The organism is Acidovorax sp. 1608163 (assembly GCF_003669015.1).
GTDB lineage: Bacteria > Pseudomonadota > Gammaproteobacteria > Burkholderiales > Burkholderiaceae_C > Acidovorax.
This window is the reverse complement of the sequence record NZ_CP033069.1, coordinates 4,660,290-4,678,854: the sequence shown is the minus strand read 5'-3', so window position 1 is coordinate 4,678,854 and position 18,565 is coordinate 4,660,290. Positions and strand designations below refer to the sequence as shown.

The following is an 18,565-nucleotide window of genomic DNA, read 5'->3' as shown; positions in this document are numbered from 1 at the left end:
ATCCGTTCACGCTGAGCCTGTCTAAGTCTTGCGCAGCGCCTCGAAAGGCTCAGCGTGAACGGTGGACTGCGGTTCAGCCCGCTGTCTGAGGGCAATACAGACCCAGTGCTGGCAGAGATGCGCCCATGGCCTCCGCGATCAGGCCCATGTCGTGGTCGCTGATGGCGAACAACCCAAAGCGAAATTTGCTGCCCCAACGCTGGCGATCGTCCACAAACTCAAAGTGGTCCAGCAGCGGCGCAATCGGTGCCTCGCATGCGGGCAGGTAAGACACATCCTTGCGATAAGGCACAAATCCGCCACCCATGTCAAACGCATACGCATCACCCGGCAGCACCACGCCAATCGACACAAAGGCTTGCAACCGGTCGGCGCCGCCCATGGTCACGGTGGGGGCGTAGTAGGCCACGCGGTCTCCCGCCTGTACGCGCTTAAGCGGCGCAGACTTGCCGTGGCAGACCTGCATGAAACCTGCCTGCGGCTGGGCGCAGCCTCGGCGGGCATGGGCAGCGCTGGCCACCGCAATCCAGTTGCGGCGGGCGCCTGAGAGGGATGTGGCTGCAGTCTGCGCAGCGGGCCACAGTGCTTGCTGCTTCATGCAACTGCCTCAGAACGTGACCTTGACCGATGGCGCACTGCGCTTCGCATCGCCATGGAACACGGCCTCGATGTTGTTGCCGTCCGGGTCCAGCACAAACGCCGCGTAGTAGCCGGGGTGGTAGGGCCGCTCCCCCGGTGCCCCGTTGTCTTGCCCGCCGTGGGCCAACGCAGCCTGGTAGAACGCATGGACCATGTCACGGTCCTGCGCCTGGAAGGCCAGGTGGACCCGGCCCGTGAGGTGGCCCTGCGCAGCCACGCTGTCAGCGGTTGAGACAAACAGCTCGTCTGCCCAGAAATACTCTGCCGTGGCGCCGCCCATGGGCACGTTCAGGGCCTTGAAGGCCGCCGCGTAAAAGGCCTGGCTGGCCGCGAGATCTCGCACCACCAGCTGGACGTGATCGATCAGCCGGCCGCGATGCAGTTCCTGGGTTTCCATGGCGTTGTCCTTTCAAAGGTCAGTTCAATGCGTGCAAGCCCACACGGTTGCCGTCCAGGTCATGGATGTGCGCAAAAAATCCCATGCCCGGGGGCAGTGCCTGGCGTGGCAATGCGATCTTGCCACCCTGTGCGACCACACGCTCCAGTGCTGCATCCAGCGAGGGCGATGCATCCAGGTACACCACTGTGCCTTGCCCGCTGGGCTGCGCAGCGGCGGTGCCCGTCATCAGCGCGCCGCCCACACCCGCGCCCTGGTTGTACGCAAACACTGCCAGCTCGCACTGCGGGCCCATTACCTCGCGCCGCATGCTCTGGCCAAGCACGGCTTCGTAAAAAGCCTGGGCGCGGTCGATGTGGGGGGTGGGGATTTCAAACCAGGTGATGGCGTTGTTCATGGGAACCTCCTTTGCGTCAAAGCGCGTGATGAAAAAATGCAAGACCGCATGGTGCGGCTCCCCTGCTGACACCGCCATGTCAGCAGGCTCTGCATCCCGATGCCCTTGGAACGGGTTTTTGCGCAGGCTTCTGCGCCCTGCCTGCTACGGTCCGTTTTGTGCGCCTCTGCCATGGCACAGCCCCGCCGGCTTACCGCACCATCGGCCCATGCAGTCTTCCAGCGCCCTCCACGTTGCCCATCCCCAGTCGTTGCGCGCCGCCATCCCGGTGGACTACCTGCGCTGCGCCGTGCCCACCCACATGGGTGGATTGGGGGGTGGGCCTGAAGAGCTGGGGCTGCTGATGCGCTCGCTGTGCGCACAGTCGCTATCGGCTGGGGTGCTGTTCTGGTGCCAGCGCACCGCCATCGAGTTTTTGGTGCAGTCCTTCAATGCGGCGCTGCGTGAGCACCTGCTGCCTGACCTGCTCAGCTTCCAGCGCGCAGCCACCACGCCCCTGTCGCTCGATGCCCCCGCGCTCACTGCGCAGGACGGTGCGCGCGGCCTGCGCCTCAATGGCTGGGTGCAGTCGGTCGCCAATGCGCAGGCCGACGGGGTTTCGCTCATCGTGCCCGTGCACATGCCTGCACCCACGCCAGGTTCCGCTGGCTGGGCCGTGCTGCAAAGCGAGGAAGACGGCGTGCACCTGGAGCCCGGCACCCTGCTGCCCCACCTGCACAACACCTGCCCGGCCCGCGTGCGGGTCGATCAAGCCTTCTTTCGCGCTGACGAATGGCTGGGCGACAGCCGCCTGCTGCAACAGACCGAGCCCGTGCGGCTGGCGCTGGGCGTGCTGTACCAGTCGCTCATTGCCGCGCCCGAAACGCTGCTGTGAGCATGCGCCGCGCCTGGGCGCGTCACCGCGCATCGCGGCTCCTAGAATGTCCACAGCAGGCCGCTTCATCATCCTGGGACGCGGGCCGTGCGCTCCCTCACCATGACGCAATACGAGCAACTCGCTGACGAAATCCACGCCCTGATCCGATCGGGCTCGCTGCGCGTGGGCGACAAGCTGCCCTCGGTGCGTCTGTGCAGCGAGCGGCGCAAGATCAGCCAGTCCACCGTCTTCCAGGCCTACTACCTGCTCGAATCGCGCGGGGTGATCCAGGCGCGTTCGCGCTCGGGCTACTACGTGCTGCCGCGCCTGCAAGAGCCACTGCAAGGGCCGGACACTTCGCGCCCATCGCTCACCTCCCACACCGTGGCCATCAATGACCTGGTGGTGGAGATACTGAACCTCTCGCGCCGCAAAGACGTGGTGCCACTGGGCTCGGCCTTCCCCGACCCGGCCCTGTTCCCGCTGGATCGGCTGGCCCGCTGCATGGGCACGGCCCTGCGCCGCCTGCCACCGCACAAACTCATCGAAGACCTCACCACCGGCCACCTGCGCCTGCGCCAGCAAATTGCGCAGCGCTACGCGGTGGATGGCGTGCGCGCCGAGGTGGACGAGATCGTCATCACCAACGGCGCCATGGATGCGCTCAACCTCAGCCTGCAAGCCGTCACCTCGCCGGGCGACCTCGTGCTGCTGGAGGCCCCCACGTTCTATGCCCCGCTGCAAGCCATTGAACGCCTGAAGCTGCGCGCCCTGCAACTGCCCACCAGCGCCAGCGAAGGGGTGGACCTGGCTGCGCTCGAATCAGCCCTTGCCAGCGGTGAAGCCAAGGCCTGCTGGTTCATGCCCAACTTCCAAAACCCGCTGGGCGCGCTGATGCCCGAGCACCGTAAGCAAGCCCTGGCCGCCTTGCTGGCGCGCTACCAGGTGCCTCTGATCGAAGACGACGTGTACGGCGACCTGTACGCAGGCGCCCACAAGCCGCGCCCCATCAAGGCGTTTGATCCCGAAGGCTGGGTCATCCACTGCGCATCGTTCTCTAAAACCCTGGCCCCCGGCTACCGCGTGGGCTGGGTGGCCGCTGGGCGCTGGACGCGGGCCGTCGAACGCCTCAAGGTCATGAGCAGCCTCTCGGCCTCCGTGCCACCGCAGGCCGCGCTGTCTGACTACTTGGCCCAAGGCGGCTACGACCTGCACCTGCGCCGACTGCGCCAAACCCTGGCCCTGCAACGCGACGTGATGATCGACGCCATCGCCGAATCCTTCCCTGCAGGCACCCGCGTCACGCGCCCACAGGGCGGCTACTTTCTGTGGCTAGAGTTGGCCCCCACATCGACGCCCTGGCCCTCATGCGCCAGGCGCTCCAAGCGGGCGTGAGCCTCATGCCCGGTCAGCTGTTTTCCGCCGACCAGCGCTTTGCGCACTGCATCCGCCTGAACTTCGCCGCAGCCCCCGCCCACGACATCACGCGGGCTACGCATGTGCTGGGTGGGTTGGTGCGGGGGATGGCGGCTCGGTAGGAGCAAAGCGGCTGAATCCGCTGCTGCTATGCCCCCAACCGCAGCCTCTGCCGCTGTTTTTCATAGCCCATCGCAGGCCTACTAGCTGGCACACAAGGCGGCCTGTGTGGGGGTGCATTGGCACCCCGCTGGCCGCAGGAGCCAGCCATGTCATCCGCCGCCGCGCCACGCGCCCAGCCCATCCACTTTTACCCTCCCAAGTCCACGCTGCAGTTTGGCATCCGTGCGATTGCGGGGCGCTTCAACCGTGCCCGCTGGTGGTCCATCGGCATCACGCAGATGCTGTTCTTTGGCCTGTGTTGGGCGCAGTGGCAGGGGCGGCCGCTGGTCAGCTTTGACCTGGTGCGCCAGCAGGTGCATTTGTTTGGTGGGTTGTTTGGGCCGCAGGATTTGTTGTTGCTCACACTGCTGCTGATCGGTGGGGCGCTGGCCTTGTTTGTGACCTCTGCCGTGGGTGGCCGCATCTTCTGCGGCTTTGTGTGCCCGCAGTCGGTCTACACGGCGCTTTTCATCTGGATCGAGCAGCGGGTGCAGGGCACCCCCGGCCAGCGCCAGCGCAGGCAGGCCAGTGGCGCCCCAGCCGTCATCGCCGCGCTGTGGGCGCGGCGGCTGCTCGCCTGGGCGTTGTGGGCAACGGTGTCGCTGGCGCTGGGCTGGACGCTCACGGCCTACTTCTCCAGCGCGCCTGCACTGTGGCAGCGCACCTGGCAGGGCCAACTGGGCGGGGCCGAGTCCACGTTGATGCTGGGCTACGCCGCATTTGCCTTGGCGCAGGCGGGTTTTCTGCGCGAAAAGGTCTGCCAGCACATGTGCCCCTATGCGCGCTTTCAGGGCGTGATGGCCACGACGCAAACACAGTCGGTGGTGTACGACGTGCCCCGGGGCGAGCCGCGCCGCAGCACGGCCCACACGGTCGCGAACGCAGCGGCGCATACAGCAGCGGTGCGTGCATCGGTGCCCGCAGCCAGCACCGCGCACCCCCCCAGCCGGGGCGATTGCCTGGACTGCAACCTGTGCGTAGAGGTGTGCCCCGCAGGCATCGACATCCGCAACGGCCTGCAGTACGAATGCATCAGCTGCGGCCTGTGCATTGATGCGTGCGACCGCGTGATGGACAAGGCGCGCCAGCCCCAGGGGCTCATCCGCTTTGCTTCGCAGCAGGGCGCCGACTGGCGCCACACCCTGCGCCAGCGCCGGGTGCGGGTGTACTTTGCGCTGCTGGGGCTGACGGCACTGGCCGTGGTGGCCACGGTGGCCTGGCGCGTGCCGCTGCAGGTCGAGGTGGTGCGCGACCGGGGTGTGATGGCGCGCCAGCTGCGCAACGGCGATGTAGAGAACATCTACCGCGTGCACATCCAGAACTACGACACACAGGCCCACGCCTACCGCATTGCCCTGGCGGGCGACACGCCGCTGCAAATGCCGCCGCAAGAGCCCGTGGTCATCGCATCTGGCGAAGAGCGCACGGTGGCCGTGGCGGTGGTGCAGCCCTACCGCTCCACCAGCGGCGCAGACCCTGGCCGGGGCGTGTCCACCATCACACCCATGGCCCTGCAGGTGCAGTCGCTGGTAGATGCGCAGCAGCAGCGCACCCGCTCCAGCAGCTTCATCCAGCCACGGTAGTGGCTCACGGGGTGCTGCTACGCATGCGGTCTATTGCTGGGGCGCTATCCCGGCAGGCCGCGCAGGGCTGCGGCCCATCTGCTATGCACCCCTGCGCAACCAACTGATGTGGCCGCGCGGCTCGTAGGCTCGGTAACATCGCCCCCTGCTTGCCGCTCCACATTCCCCGCGCCTCCAACGGTGCTACGGGCGTCAGCAGGGCACTGCACACATGGCAGTGCCCATCAACAGCCAGGAAAAATCAAACCATGGATTGGGTCCCAGTCGTTTTCATCACCTTCAAGGTGATCGTGTTTGGCACGTGCATGTTCTACGCCATCAAGTGGCATCACGATCAGGGGAAGAAGGCGAAAGAAGAGGCTAGCAAGCAGCAAGGCTTGACTGAACGAGCGCTGGATGAGTCGGAGTAGTCGCTGATTTATAGCGGCGGTTTTGGCTGCATCAGTCCAACTATGCGCGATTTACTCCAACCTATGAGTTCAGCCCTGCCAACGCCATTGTTCGGCGGAACCGCAGCCCTGTGAGCCGGCTGGCAATCGATGGCGTGAATTAAGCCACTGCGGAATTGGGGAAAGAGAGGTGGTAAAGCAGGTATTTCTGGGGCGGCTGCATCAGGGTGCAAGCGGTCCTACAGGCGAGGTGGAATAAGCGGCAGCTTTCATCCATAGCGAACGATCTCGGGAAGAGATTGTCTGTAGGTTAGTTCCGCATAAATACACAGCGATTCAGGATCGTGAGTTGCCGTGCAATACTTCGCTGAAAATTTTGGACTTATGCCGCTTGAGATTGCGTTTCAGACGAGGGAGTTGCGTGCCATCTGTGAAAGCCAGACGAGGGCGAAGCGGGAGCTTGGCGATCTAGGAAGCAAGGCGCTACGGAGGGTGCTGGCCGATATGAATGCGGCCGAAACTGTCGCTGAATTGTTTGAGTTTGGGCTAGAAATTGAGAATTGCACGCAGGGACACGGAATGCTAAGGTTCGAGTTAAGCGAAGGACTAAGCCTCTTCTGCAATGTCAATCAGCAAAGTACGCCGATGAATGGTGAAACGATTGATTGGGCCCAAGTGGACTTCACCCGGTTTCGTAGACATATTTCAACTTCCGTTTCGAAGTTGTTCGAATGCCAGCGGACTCAGTTGGTCTAGGTGACTGTGCCGACGGATTCGATTGTAAAAACCTTCGATGTAGTCAAACACATCTGACTTGGCGTCTTGCCTGGTGGCATAGATATGGCGTTTGATTCTCTCCTTCTTCAAGCTGCTGAAGAAGGACTCTGCTACCGCGTTGTCCCAACAGTTTCCACGTCGGCTCATGCTTGGCACCAATTGGTTGTCCTTGCACCAGCGGGCGAAGTCGTCACTGCCAAACTGACTTCCTTGGTCGGAATGGATCATCACTGGACCCGTTGGGCGCCTGCGCCACACTGCCATCGTGAGCGCATCCAACACCAACTCTGTAGCCATGCTGGAGTTCATCGCCCAGCCGACCACCATGCGCGAGTACAGGTCAATTACGGCCGTTAGGTACAACCAGCCCTCATGGGTTCGGATATAGGTAATGTCGGTGACCCACACTTGGTTCGGTAGCGTGACCGTGAACTCACGTTGCAACCGGTTCGGTGCGGCAGTCGCAGGAAGACCGACTCGGTAGCGTGGCCGCTTGTAACCACGCACTGAGCGCAGTTGGGCCTGGCGCATCAGGCGTGCTACACGTTTTTGACCGCACGCCATACCGTCCTCTCGCAAGTCCCGCAGGATGCGTGGGCTTCCATAAATCCCGTGGCTGTCGTCAAAGGATTGCCGAATGCTTGCCAGCAAGACATCGTCGGCTAAGGCGCGTTTGGACTTTGGATTGGCCTTCCAAGCGTAATAGCCACTGCGCTGTACGCGCAGAACGCGGCACATGCTGCTGAGCCGGAACTGGCCTTTATGTTCGGCCATGAATGCGTACTTCACCCGGACAGCTTGGCAAAGTACGTTGCGGCCTTTTTTAGGATGTCGCGCTCCTCATTGGCCCTTTTGAGCTCCGCTTTGAGCCGGGATACCTCGGCCTTGAGCTGGCTTGTCTCTGCCCCCCCTGCGCTCGATTGCTCTTTGGCAAGCCGCACCCACAGGTACAGGCTTTTGTCCGACATGCCCAATCGCTTGGCTACATCCACTACCCCATGACCACGCTCGGTCACCTGTTTGACGGCTTCTGCCTTGAACTCAGCCGGGTATCGCACTCTCTTCATTTCTCACTCTCCAGTTCAATTTCGACCTTGATAGGTGTCTATTGAACCGGGTGAAGTCCAGACACAAGCCGGGCTTCTCACTTTCAATCCCCCCTCACTTGCAGCTAAAACTGCTCGCACTCTCCACATCCCCCTTGCCGTTGTAGCGCGCCACTTTGGGGTACACGCACAGTGGCCGCGTGCGGTTTGCAGACCAACTGGCGGGCAGTTCAGTGTTCACCACATTGGCCCCAGCACCACGGGCGTTGGCGGTCACCGTGTCGGGGGCCTTGCCTTGTTCCACCCAGGCTACCAGCGGGGCCAGCATGTCGAACTGGTCGGTGGCGGGGCCGCCCGCGCAGTGGTTCATGCCGGGCACCATGAAAAGGCGAGCAAAGGTGTCGGCCTGGTTGCCGTGGTGGGCTTGCAGCTGGTCCATCCACTGGGCGGTGTCGATGGGCGAGAACACCGAGTCTGCGGTGCCGTGGTAGACGATCATCTTGCCGCCGCGGTTCTTCAGGCCGCTCAGGTCTGTGGCGTTGGGCGGCGTCATGTAGGCCCAAGGCGATTCGGGGTACAGCGCGGTGGTCGCGAAGATGCGGGGGAAGTCGGTGTCCAGGTCGAACTCCATCGCGTACTGCATGCCTGTCTTGGCGCGGAAGTCGGCCACAGAGAGGGGCGGTGTGGTGAAGATGAACGCCACCGAGCCTGCGTTGCGCGTAGGGGGCGCATCAAAGTGCCACCACGAGAAGTTGCTGCCCATCACGCCGGGGTCCCACCAGGTGCCGGGGTACAGGGCTTCGCCCTTGCTGTTTTTGGGGCCTGCAAAGATGGTGGAGAGCACGCCCTTTTGCTCGCTGGAGATGCAGGTGCCGTCGCGTGTGCCCGTGCAGTTGGGCACATCGCGCTGCAGGTCAAACACGGCCTGGCATGCGGCCACGTCGTTGACCTGGCCGTCGGCTACGCCATCCAGCGCATCGCACTTTTCCACGATCTTGCTGCTGATGAGCTTGAACTCTGCCGGGGTGACGGCGGTTTTCAGGTCGGGCTGGCCGTTGGCGTCTTTGCTGGCCACTTTGGCGTATTGCTGGGCCTTCCACAACTGGGTGGCTGCGGCCTTGGGCAGATACACGCCGGGGTTGCCCGCCAGAATGCCGTCGTACTGGTCTGCATAGCGCGATGCGCCCACCATGGCGTGGCGGCCGCCGTTGGAGCAACCGGCCAGGTACGAGCGGTCGGGGCCTTTGCCATAGGCGCTCTTGATCAGGTTCTTGGCCATGGGCGTGAGGGCGCCCACGGCCTGGTAGCCATAGTCCAGCCGGGCCTGTGGGTCTACGCCAAAGAAAGGGCTGGGCGTGGGGTGGCCTGCGTCAGAGCTGAGCACGGCAAAGCCCTGGACCAGCGCAGGGGCCACGGGGGCACCACCGCTGACAGCGCCCAGGGCCGGCACGATTTCACCATCCAGCCCGCCGTTGGCCTGGTACAGAAATCGGCCATTCCAGTGAACGGGCATGCGGACTTCAAAGCCCAGGGCATACGCGGCACCGTCCACCGGACCAGTGCGCTCTTTCATCTTGCCTTTGACAAGGCAGTGCGCGGGCACGGGCGTGGTCATCTCCTTGATGGTGAGGTTGCCTTCTGTCACCAGCTCTGACGAGGTGATGCGGGTGTCGGGCAGCTTCAGGCGGCTTGCCAGGTCGGTACACGATTGCAAGGTGGCGGGCTGCGCCGCCGTGAGCTGGGGCAACGCAGCGTGGGCGGGGGCGGCCATGGCCAGCAGGCTGAGCGCTATGCCCGACAGAGCCAGGGTGCCACCCACGGCGCTGCGGCTGGAAGACGTGGCGGCATGCTGGCCGGGCAAAGGCAATGAAGGCGACAAAGGTGTGCGCTGATTGGAGTGGTTCATGCGGTTGTTGGGGTCGGCAGGGTGAGTGGTTCGGTGCTCATCCGCCGGTAGTCTTGCGGCAGGCTGGTGTCCAGTGCGCCCGCAGAGGGACGGGATGGATGAGGCGGATGCGTATGTAAACAGGTGCTTGGTTGCTACTGAATCCATAGCTGGCGTCATTATTCATCAACCTCACCCCTCGCACACCGGCGCTGCGCGCAGGACCAAAGTCAAAGGCCCTGGACGGGCGTGCCAGTCCAGGGCCTTTTGCGGTGGGGCGAGCGCGGTCCGTGGCGCCTGGCGCGTAGGTGTGCGCTAACCGCGCTGCGCCGCCGGGCTTATTTGCAGCTAAAGCTGCTGGCACTCTCTACATCCCCCGTGCCGTTGTAGCGCGCCACCTTGGGGTACACGCACAGTGGGCGGCTGCGGTTGGCAGACCAGCTGGCGGGCAGTTCGGTGTTGACCACATTGGCCCCTGCGCCGCGCACCTTCGCTGTCACGCTGTCCGGCGCCTTGCCTTGTTCCACCCAGGCCACCAGCGGGGCCAGCATGTCGAACTGGTCGGTGGCGGGGCCGCCGGAGCAGTGGTTCATACCGGGAATGAGGAACAGGCGGGCGAAGGCACCCGCGTCGTTGCCGTGGTTGGCCTGCAGCTTGTCCATCCATTGGGCGGTGTCCATGGGCGAGAACACGCCGTCGGCCACGCCGTGGAAGACGATCATCTTGCCGCCACGGTTTTTCAGGGGGCTCAGGTCTGCCTCATTGGGCGGCGTCATGTACGACCAGGGCGACTCGGTGTACGTGGCGTTGGTGGCGAACATCTTGGGGTAGTCCGTCTCCATGCTGAAGTTCAGCGCGTACTGCAGGCCGGTGGTGGCGCTGAAGGCGGCCACGGTGCTGGGCGGTGTGGTGAAGATGAAGGCCACCGCGCCCGCATCGCGCGTGGCGGGCGAGCCAAAGTGCCATGACGCAAAGTTGGCGCCCGCAATGCCGGGGTCAAACCAGGTGCCGGTGTACAGCGCTTCGCCCTTGCTGTTCTTGGGGCCTGCAAAGATGCTGGCCAGCACGCCCTTTTGTTCGGCAGAGATGCACGAGCCATCGCGCGAGCCGGTGCAGGTGGGCACGTCGGTTTGCAGGTTGAAGGCGGTCTGGCAGGCGGCCACATCCTGAACCTGGCCGTCGACCACGCCGTCCAGCGCGTCGCACTTCGCCACGATCTTGCTGCTGATGAGCTTGAACTCTGCGGGCGTGACGGCGGTGGTCAGGTCGGGCTGGCCGCTGGCGTCTTTGCCTGCCACCTTGGCGTATTGCTGCGCCTTCCACAATTGGGTGGTGGCCGCCTTGGGCAGGTGAAAGCCGGGGTTGCCCGCCAGGATGCCGTCGTACTGCTCTGCATAGCGCGATGCGCCCACCATGGCGTGGCGCCCGCCGTTGGAGCAGCCTGCCAGGTACGAGCGGTCTGGGGCCTTGCCGTAGGCGCCCTTGATCAGGTTCTTGGCCATGGGCGTGAGGGTGCCCACGGCCTGGTAGCCGTAGTCCAGCCGGGCTTGCGGGTCCAGCCCGAAGAAGGGTGTGGGGGCGCCGTGGCCTGCGTCTGAGCTGAGCACCGCAAAGCCCTGCACCAGCGCAGGGGCCACGGGGGCAGCGCCGCTGACGGAGCCCAGCGCGGTGACCACCGAGCCATCGAGCCCGCCGTTGGCCTGGTAGAGGAAGCGGCCGTTCCAGTTGACGGGCATCCGGATCTCGAAGCCGATGGCGTACGCCGCGCCGTCCACCGGGCCGGTGCGCTCCTTCATCTTGCCTTTGACGAGGCAGTGCGCGGGGATGGGCGTGGTGACGCCCGTGGCCGTCAGGCCGCCCTCTGCCACCAGTTCAGACGATGTGATGCGCGTGTCGGGCAGTGCCAGGCTGCTGGCCAGCGTGGCGCACGACTGCAGGGTGGCGGGCTGCGCAGCCGTGAGCTGCGGCAATCCTGCGTCTGAGCCGCCACACCCCGCCAGCAGCGCGACGGCGATGGCCGAGAGCGCCAGGGTGGGGTGGTAGCGGCCGGTGGATGGCTGCGCAGCGTAAAAGGCACGGTTCTTTCGGGTGCTCATGCGGTGGTCTCCGGTTGGTTTTTTCGAGGCGCAAGGTCGCCCGCAGCGTGGCCTCAACACGCTGTGGGTGGGGAAGGGATGTGGTTTGGTTTTGCTATTGAATCAATAGCTGTTTGCGCTTATCCATCAAGCGCTAGAGAGCAATTTCTCTTGAGGTGTGGCCGCGTCGCTCAGGCGCTGGCGCACGATGGCCAGGCGCATGTCGAACTCGGGCAGCACCCAGGTGCGCAGGGCGTGGGCCGGGTCTTGCCAGCGCGCGGTGGCGCTGCCCGGCGTGCCGGTGATGCGCCCCCAGGCCCATTCCAGCAGCACCAGCGCGGTGGCGCGCAGGTAGTCGTCGGCCACCCAGTAGGGCAGCTCGGGCTGGTCGGCGTGCTCGGCCACGGCGGCCACCAGGTCGCGTGTGGTTTGCGCCAGGGCGTTGCGGCGGGGCGTGGCTGGCAGGGTGGCCAGCAGGGCCTGCATGCCCGCGCCGCCATCGGCCAGCACCTTGCGCACCAGCAGGTCGATGGCCTGGATTTCGTTGGTGCCCTCGTAGATCATGGCCACGCGGGCGTCGCGCACGATCTGCTCAATGCCCCATTCGCTCACGTAGCCGTGGCCGCCAAACACCTGCAGGCAGGCGCTGGCGCCGTGAAAGCCCTGGTCGGTGAACGCGGCCTTGAGCACGGGTGTGACCAGGGCGCACCAGCGCTGCGCGTCGGCGCGCTCGGCCGCGTCGGTGCTGTGCTGGGCCACGTCCAGCTGCACGCCCGTGTGGTAGGCCAGCACGCGCCCGCCGTCGATCCAGGCGCGCTGCGTGTGCAGCGTGCGGCGGATGGCGGGGTGGTCCTGGATCAGGCTGGTGTCTTGGGCGCCGGGGGCGCGCATCTGGCGGCGCTCGGCGGCGTAGGCGCTGGCCTTTTGCCAGGCGGCTTCGAGCAGGCCAATGCCCTGCAGGCCCACGTGCAGGCGGGCGGCATTCATCATCACAAACATGGCGGCCAGGCCCTTGTTCGGCTCGCCCACCAGCCAGCCGGTGGCATCGTCAAAGCGCATCACGCAGGTGGGGCTGCCGTGCAGGCCCATTTTTTCTTCGATGCGCTCGCAGACCACTGCGTTCGGTACTCCCACGCTCCCCACTTCGTGTGGTTCGCTGCCCCCGAGGGGGCTGGCCTTGCTTGGGGCGGCCCGGCGCGGCGGCCGTCACCGCTCTCCAACATTTTGGGCACCAGGAACAACGACAGGCCCTTCGGGCCAGCCGGAGCATCGGGCAAGCGCGCCAGCACCAGGTGGACGATGTTGTCCGTCAGGTCGTGCTCGCCGCCCGAGATAAAAATCTTGCTGCCGTTCACCCGCACGCTGCCGTCCGGCTGCGGCACACCGCGCGTGCGCACCTGGCCCAGGTCGCTGCCCGCGTGGGCTTCGGTCAGGCACATGGTGGCCAGCCATTCGCCGGTGGCCACTTTCTCCAGATACCGGGCCTTGAGGGCATCGCTGGCGTGGTGCTTGAGGCATTCGTACGCACCGTGCAGCAGGCCGGGCGCCATGGTGAAGCCGTGGTTGGCGCCGTCCAGCCATTCGTACAGCACGCACTCCAGCACGGCGGGCAGGCCCTGGCCGCCGTCCTCGGGTGCACAGGCCAGCGCGGGCCAGCCGCCTTGCCAGAAGGCCTGGTACGCCTCGCGAAAACCCGGTGGCGTGTGCACTTTTCCCGCGTCAAACCGGCAGCCCACCTCGTCGCCTACGCGTTGCAGTGGGGCGATGGCGGTGTCCACAAACTTGGCGGCTTCTTCCAGCACCTGTGCCGCCAGGTCGGCATCGGTCTCGGCAAACGGCGCCAGCGCCTGCCACTGCGCGGGAGCGTGCAGCACCTCGGTCAGCAGGAACTGGATGTCAGCGAGGGACTGGCGTGCTTGCATGGTTTGCTCTTGATTTGATAGCTGCTTGCGCTTGATGGATAAGCGCTAGGGGCTGTTTTTGTTTGAAGTGGCGTAGTGCCCTGGCTTCGACAGGCTCCGCCCGCCCACACGGGCGCGGCCCAGGCTAGCGCCACCGTGGAGCTGGCTTTGCCAGGCCACGGGTGGCGTCCCCCTCCGGGGGGAAGGCGCGCCAGCGCCTCAGGGGGGAGTCAAGACTCTGCCGTGAACCCGATCTTCTTGATCAGCGGCCCCCAGGTGTCGTACTCGGCCTTTTGCCAGCGGGCCATTTCCTCGGGGTGGTGCCGTGCGGGATCAGGCCCACGATGGCCAGGCTGTCGGTGACGGATTTTTCCTTCAGCGCCGCATTGATGGCAGCGTTGGCTGCGGCAATGATGGGCTTGGGCGTGGCGGCCGGGGCGTAGAAGCCGAACCACTCTTCGGTGGTGAGCTCAGGAAAGCCTTGCTCGGCAAACGTGGGCACATCGGGCACATACATCGAGCGCTTGGGGCCCGAGGTGGCCAGGATGCGGATCTTGCCCGCCTTGTAGTTGGAGATGAAGTCGCCGTGCGGGGTGACCATGGCTGCGATCTGCCCGCCCACCACGTCTGTCACGCCGGGGATGGAGCCACGGTAGGGCACGTGGCGCAGTTCCACCCCGCTGTTGATGCCCAGCAGCGCGCCCAAAAAGTGGGGCGTGGAGCCCGCGCCGGGCGAGCCGTAGCTGGCTTCTTTGGGGTTGGCCTTGGCCCAGGCGAGGAAGTCTTTCACCGTCTTCACGCTGGCGGGCACCATGGGGCCCACGGCCAGGCCGTGGTGCATGATGGCGCCGATGGACACGGGCGCAAAGTCCTTGTCCGTGTAGTTCATCTTGCTGTAGATGTGCGGGTAGTTGGCGATGGCCGAGACCTGCGCCACGGCCAGCACGCTGCCGTCGGCCGGTGCGGCCTTCAGCGCCTCCAGCGCAATGCGGCCGCCCGCGCCGGGCTTGTTCTCCACCACCCCAGCGTTCTTGGAATACGCGGTGCCGAGAAACTTCTCGGCCACGCGGCGGGCCACGGTGTCACCCGAGCTGCCGGCCGGAAAGCCGAACAGCACCTTCACCTGGTCCACCGGCTGGGCCGATGCAGACAAGGGGTACAGCGCCCCGAGGGCGGCGGCAGAGCCAAAGGCTTGCACAAATTGGCGGCGTGTCGTCATGGTTGTCTCCTGTTGTGTGTCTTGGTGCAATGACGTGCGAAAAAATCGAAAAGGGGCGGCAGCTTGCGCTTACCGGGGGGCCATGCGCAGGGCGCCATCCAGGCGGATCACCTCGCCATTGAGGTGGCCGTTGGTCACGATATGGCAGGCCAGCTCGGCAAACTCTTGGGGTTTGCCCAGGCGCGGCGGGAACGGGATGCTAGCAGCGAGGGACTGCTGCACGGCCTCGGGCAGCTCTTGCATCAGCGGCGTGGCAAACAGGCCGGGGGCGACGGTGCACACGCGGATGGCGTGCTGCGCCAGATCGCGCGCCATGGGCAGTGTCATGCCCGCCAGGCCGGCCTTCGATGCGCTGTAGGCCTGCTGGCCCACCTGCCCGTCAAAGGCCGCGACGGAGGCTGTGAACACCATCACGCCGCGCTCGCCGTTGTCCAGCACGGGCAGCTTGGCACAAGCGGCGGCAAACAGGCGGCTCACGTTGTAGGTGCCGATCAGGTTGATCTGCACCACGCGCACAAAGTCTTCCAGCGGCGCGGCGCTGCCGTCGCGCTGCACCACGCGCTTGGCGCTTCCAATGCCGGCCACGTTCATGAGGATGCGGGCGGGGCCGTGGGCGGCGGCGGCCTTCTCCAGCGCGGCCGTCACGCTGGCGGCGTCGGTGATGTCGCAGGGGCAGGCAACGCCGCCAATGTCGGCGGCGACCTTTTCGGCCAGCTCGGCATTGCGGTCGAGCACGGCGACCTTGGCGCCCAGGCGGGCCAGTTCGCGCGCGGTGGCCTCACCGAGGCCCGATGCGCCGCCGGTGACGAGGGCGGCTTGTCCTTGAATTTGCATGGTGTGTGTCCTGTCGGGCTGTCGTGCCTGTGTTTACGGCGGGTCGTGTGGGCGTGGGGGCTCAGGCGCCGGGCTTGAGGATGTGGGGCGCCGTGTCGGCGTGCAGGGCCTGCACCAGCGCATCGCGGTGCTTGAGCACGGCGCGCTGGTTGACCGAGCCCTTGTCGGTGATCTCGCCCAGGTCGATGGACGGAGGCTCTGTCATCAGCAGCGCGCGGGCCACGCGGCTGGCGCTGCCCGTGGCCTCGCGGGCCAGCTCGTCGAGCACGGCCTCGATGCGCTGGCGCACGGCGGGGTGGTCCACCACGTCGGCCCAGGGTGCGTCCGGGCCCAGGCCCGCCACTTCGCGGCAGGCGGGCGAGGGGAACAGCAGGGCGCCGACTTCTTTCATGTTCAGGCCGGTGAGCACCACGTCCTGGATGTAGGGCGCGCCCGCCACGATGATCTTGGCGCGCATGGGGCCTACGCTCACAAACGTGCCGGTGGAGAGTTTGAAGTCTTCGGCAATGCGGCCGTCAAACGCCAGGCCCCGGTGGATGTTGTCCTCGTCGATCCACTTCACGGCGTCGCCGGTGCACAGGTAGCCTTCGTCATCGAACGCGTCACGCGTGGCCGCGTCAGAGCGCCAGTAGCCGGGCGTGACGTTGGGGCCGCGATAGCGCACCTCGGTCTTGCCGTCCACATCGACCAGCTTGAGCACCATGCCGGGCACGGGCGCGCCGATGTGGCCCGAGCGCACGTCGGGGCTGTTGCAGAACATGGCCGAGGGGGCAGATTCGGTCATCCCTAAGCCGGTGCACATCACGATGCGCTCGCCAATGGCGGCCTCTTGCGTGGCGTGCAGGCTGTCCCACACGGGCTGGGCCAGCCCGGCGCCCGAGTAGAAGAACATGCGCACGCGCGACAGCAGGTTGGTGCGCAACTGCGCATCGGCCTTCATCGCCTCGGCAATCATTTCAAAGCCGGTGGGCACGTTGAAGTACACGGTGGGCGCGATCTCGCGCAGGTTGCGCAGGGTTTCGCCAATCAGCGCGCCCGTGGGCTTGCCGTCGTCGATGTAGAGCGTGCCGCCGTGCATCAGCGTGAGGCCGAAGTTGTGGTTGCTGCCGAAGGTGTGGTTCCATGGCAGCCAGTCCACCAGCACGGGCGGGGCTTCGGCCAGCACGGGCAGCGACAGCGAGATTTGCTGCAAGTTGGCGCACCACATGCGCTGGGTGTTGATGACCGGCTTGGGCATCTTGGTGGAGCCGCTGGTGAACAGGAACTTCACGATGGTGCCGGGGCCGGTGGCGTGCATGGCCGCATCCACGGCAGGCGTGGCGGGGGTGGCTTTGAGGCTGCCGAACGTCTGGGTGGCGCGGCCTTCGATGCTGCCCTGGGCCAGCACCACCTCCACATCGGCGGCCACGGTGGCTTCAATGGCTTTGCCGTAGCGCGCACCGTCGGCCGCAAACACCAGCCCTGGGGTGAGGGTGGCGATGACGTGGCGCAGCTTGTCGTAGTCCTGACTCACGGTGGCGTAGGCGGGCGACACGGGGCAGTAGGGCACCCCCGCGTAGATGCAGCCCAGTGCCAGCAGCGCGTGTTCGATGGTGTTCTCGCTCAGCACCACCACCGGGCGCTCGGCATTCAGGCCCCGGTCCAGCAGGGCTTGGCCAATGCTGCGGGCGGCGTCGAGCGCTTGGGCGTAGCTCACATGCTGCCAGTCGCCCGTCTGCAACGGCTTGCCTGTGCCCAGCTGCTCGCGCCGCGCCAGAAAGCTGTGGTCGGGCGTGGCCTCGGCCCAGTGCACCAGGTAGTCCGTCACGCGCCGTGCAAAGGCGCCCAGCGGCAAGTCGGCCTGCAGGTAGCGCACGCCCGGCGCGCCTTCGCGCAGGTTGACCCGGGTGACGCCGAAGTTCATCGGGCGGTAGCGGGCAGTGGATGCAGCGGGGGTCATGTTTTCTTGTCTCCAAATCATCTTTGTTGTTTGCGCTGCGGTGGTTCACGCATGGCTCGGGGCCAGGACCGCCGCGCAAGGGCCTACGCCGGCCGCACCGCCCCGCTGCGCTGGCGGTGTCCCCCTCCCCGCGCAGCGAGAGGAGGGGGAAGCGGCGCAGCCGCTCAGGGGGTGGTTTTCACTTTGGCTGCGCGGCCTTCTAAGAAATCGGCCAGGCGCTGCTTGGCTTCCGGCGCGCTCTGGGCAATCGCGGCCATCATGGCTTCGGTGAAGAAGCCCTGGTCGGCAGGCTGTTCGGCAATGCGGGGCAGGGCGTGCATCAGGGCGTAGTTGGTCAGCGGTGCGTTCTGCGCTACGCGCACGGCCAGCTCAAAGGCCTTGTCAAACGCCTGGCCTTCGGGCACGAGGTACTGGGCAAAGCCCGCTTTTTCACCGTCTTGCGCGTTGTAGACGCGGCCGGTGAGCATCATGTCCGTCATGCGCGCAGCGCCGATCAGCTTGGGGATGCGCACTGCGCCGCCGCCGCCCACGAAGATGCCACGCGAGCCCTCGGGCAGGGCGTAGAAGGTGGATTCATCGGCCACGCGGATGTGGCAGGCGCTGGCCAACTCCAGCCCACCGCCCACCACAGCGCCGTGCAGCGCCGCGATGACGGGCACGGGGCCGTACTGCACGCGCTCCAGCGCGGCATGCCACATGCGCGAGTGGTGCAGGCCCTGACCTGCGTCGCGCTCTTTGAGCTCTGACAGGTCCAGCCCCGCGCAGAAGTGGGGGCCTTCGCCATCAATGACGGCAGCGCGCACGCTGGCGGGCATGGTTTCAAACAGGTCACGCAGGGCCAGGATCAGGCCGTCGTTCAAGGCATTGCGCTTGGCACTGCGGGTCAGGCGGATCACGGCCACTTCCTGGTGGTCGCCGCGCAGCTCGAAATGGATGTCTGGATGGGTCATGATGTCTTTCGTGTGATGGGAATTGTGGTTATAGTTAATAACCAATTCAAGCAAGCAAAACCTGTTTTTTCTCAGTACTTACCCTTGATCTGCGTCATAG

At 65.6% G+C, this 18,565-nt stretch carries 12 protein-coding genes and 3 pseudogenes; 4 read left to right on the top strand and 11 right to left on the bottom strand.

Going from position 1 to position 18,565, the window contains the following annotated elements; translation table 11 throughout:
* Positions 1–73: 73 nt before the first annotated feature.
* Genes EAG14_RS20870 through EAG14_RS20860 form a run of 3 tightly spaced genes read right to left on the bottom strand, consistent with a single transcriptional unit; the run spans position 74 to position 1,433 of the window.
* Positions 74–598: an EVE domain-containing protein gene (locus tag EAG14_RS20870; protein WP_121730012.1), complete on the bottom strand. Its 525-nt coding sequence runs from the start codon at positions 596–598 to the stop codon at positions 74–76.
* Positions 599–607: 9 nt separating this feature from the next.
* Complete coding sequence (locus EAG14_RS20865; RefSeq protein ID WP_099657444.1) at positions 608–1,036, bottom strand: VOC family protein; 429 nt, start codon at positions 1,034–1,036, stop codon at positions 608–610.
* Between the two features lie 19 nt (positions 1,037–1,055).
* Positions 1,056–1,433, bottom strand: a complete 378-nt coding sequence (locus EAG14_RS20860) for a VOC family protein (RefSeq protein ID WP_099658945.1) — start codon at positions 1,431–1,433, stop codon at positions 1,056–1,058.
* A 208-nt stretch (positions 1,434–1,641) separates the two neighbouring features.
* On the opposite strand from EAG14_RS20860, the gene EAG14_RS20855 reads away from it, so the two are divergent.
* The 4 genes and pseudogenes from EAG14_RS20855 to EAG14_RS22985 all read left to right on the top strand — a co-directional run bounded on the left by EAG14_RS20855 (position 1,642) and on the right by EAG14_RS22985 (position 5,860).
* Positions 1,642–2,307: an acyl-CoA dehydrogenase family protein gene (locus EAG14_RS20855; protein ID WP_162996054.1), complete on the top strand. Its 666-nt coding sequence runs from the start codon at positions 1,642–1,644 to the stop codon at positions 2,305–2,307.
* A gap of 102 nt (positions 2,308–2,409) precedes the next feature.
* A pseudogene (locus EAG14_RS20850) lies at positions 2,410–3,827 on the top strand (PLP-dependent aminotransferase family protein).
* 147 nt (positions 3,828–3,974) lie between these two features.
* Positions 3,975–5,450 carry a cytochrome c oxidase accessory protein CcoG gene (gene ccoG, locus EAG14_RS20845; protein ID WP_121730010.1) on the top strand — a complete coding sequence of 492 codons (1,476 nt, stop codon included), beginning with the start codon at positions 3,975–3,977 and terminating at the stop codon, positions 5,448–5,450.
* Between the two features lie 248 nt (positions 5,451–5,698).
* On the top strand, positions 5,699–5,860 hold the full coding sequence (locus tag EAG14_RS22985; protein ID WP_162996053.1) for a hypothetical protein: 162 nt from the start codon (positions 5,699–5,701) through the stop codon (positions 5,858–5,860).
* 684 nt (positions 5,861–6,544) lie between these two features.
* Here EAG14_RS22985 and EAG14_RS20840 read toward each other — a convergent pair.
* The 8 genes and pseudogenes from EAG14_RS20840 to EAG14_RS20805 form a co-directional block, all read right to left on the bottom strand.
* Positions 6,545–7,683 (bottom strand): IS3 family transposase gene (locus EAG14_RS20840; RefSeq protein ID WP_371414366.1). Its coding sequence is split into 2 segments (ribosomal slippage): positions 6,545–7,434 and positions 7,434–7,683, totalling 1,140 coding nucleotides; the frame shifts between segments, so codons are not numbered across the junction.
* Positions 7,684–7,777: 94 nt separating this feature from the next.
* Positions 7,778–9,433 (bottom strand): tannase/feruloyl esterase family alpha/beta hydrolase, encoded by a 1,656-nt coding sequence (locus tag EAG14_RS20835; protein ID WP_121730582.1) that lies wholly within the window; start codon positions 9,431–9,433, stop codon positions 7,778–7,780.
* A gap of 452 nt (positions 9,434–9,885) precedes the next feature.
* Positions 9,886–11,643, bottom strand: coding sequence for a tannase/feruloyl esterase family alpha/beta hydrolase (locus tag EAG14_RS20830; protein WP_121730009.1), 1,758 nt, complete (start codon positions 11,641–11,643; stop codon positions 9,886–9,888).
* Between the two features lie 126 nt (positions 11,644–11,769).
* Positions 11,770–13,544, bottom strand: a pseudogene (locus EAG14_RS20825) (acyl-CoA dehydrogenase family protein).
* Positions 13,545–13,753: 209 nt separating this feature from the next.
* A pseudogene (locus EAG14_RS20820) lies at positions 13,754–14,742 on the bottom strand (Bug family tripartite tricarboxylate transporter substrate binding protein).
* 69 nt (positions 14,743–14,811) lie between these two features.
* Positions 14,812–15,576 carry an SDR family NAD(P)-dependent oxidoreductase gene (locus EAG14_RS20815; protein ID WP_121730008.1) on the bottom strand — a complete coding sequence of 255 codons (765 nt, stop codon included), beginning with the start codon at positions 15,574–15,576 and terminating at the stop codon, positions 14,812–14,814.
* A gap of 61 nt (positions 15,577–15,637) precedes the next feature.
* Positions 15,638–17,515: a feruloyl-CoA synthase gene (locus EAG14_RS20810; protein WP_121730007.1), complete on the bottom strand. Its 1,878-nt coding sequence runs from the start codon at positions 17,513–17,515 to the stop codon at positions 15,638–15,640.
* 164 nt (positions 17,516–17,679) lie between these two features.
* Entirely contained in the window at positions 17,680–18,465 is a 786-nt protein-coding gene (locus EAG14_RS20805) for a crotonase/enoyl-CoA hydratase family protein (RefSeq protein ID WP_121730006.1), read from the bottom strand.
* Positions 18,466–18,565 lie beyond the last annotated feature (100 nt).

Bases quoted from the DNA above. Each gene is read 5' to 3' on its own strand.
- EAG14_RS20805 (WP_121730006.1), bottom strand. From the start codon at position 18,465: ATGACCCATCCAGACATCCATTTCGAGCTGCGCGGCGACCACCAGGAA.
- EAG14_RS22985 (WP_162996053.1), top strand. From the start codon at position 5,699: ATGGATTGGGTCCCAGTCGTTTTCATCACCTTCAAGGTGATCGTGTTT.
- EAG14_RS20815 (WP_121730008.1), bottom strand. From the start codon at position 15,576: ATGCAAATTCAAGGACAAGCCGCCCTCGTCACCGGCGGCGCATCGGGC.
- EAG14_RS20855 (WP_162996054.1), top strand. From the start codon at position 1,642: ATGCAGTCTTCCAGCGCCCTCCACGTTGCCCATCCCCAGTCGTTGCGC.
- EAG14_RS20810 (WP_121730007.1), bottom strand. From the start codon at position 17,515: ATGACCCCCGCTGCATCCACTGCCCGCTACCGCCCGATGAACTTCGGC.
- EAG14_RS20830 (WP_121730009.1), bottom strand. From the start codon at position 11,643: ATGAGCACCCGAAAGAACCGTGCCTTTTACGCTGCGCAGCCATCCACC.
- EAG14_RS20865 (WP_099657444.1), bottom strand. From the start codon at position 1,036: ATGGAAACCCAGGAACTGCATCGCGGCCGGCTGATCGATCACGTCCAG.
- ccoG (WP_121730010.1), top strand. From the start codon at position 3,975: ATGTCATCCGCCGCCGCGCCACGCGCCCAGCCCATCCACTTTTACCCT.
- EAG14_RS20835 (WP_121730582.1), bottom strand. From the start codon at position 9,433: ATGGCCGCCCCCGCCCACGCTGCGTTGCCCCAGCTCACGGCGGCGCAG.
- EAG14_RS20860 (WP_099658945.1), bottom strand. From the start codon at position 1,433: ATGAACAACGCCATCACCTGGTTTGAAATCCCCACCCCCCACATCGAC.
- EAG14_RS20870 (WP_121730012.1), bottom strand. From the start codon at position 598: ATGAAGCAGCAAGCACTGTGGCCCGCTGCGCAGACTGCAGCCACATCC.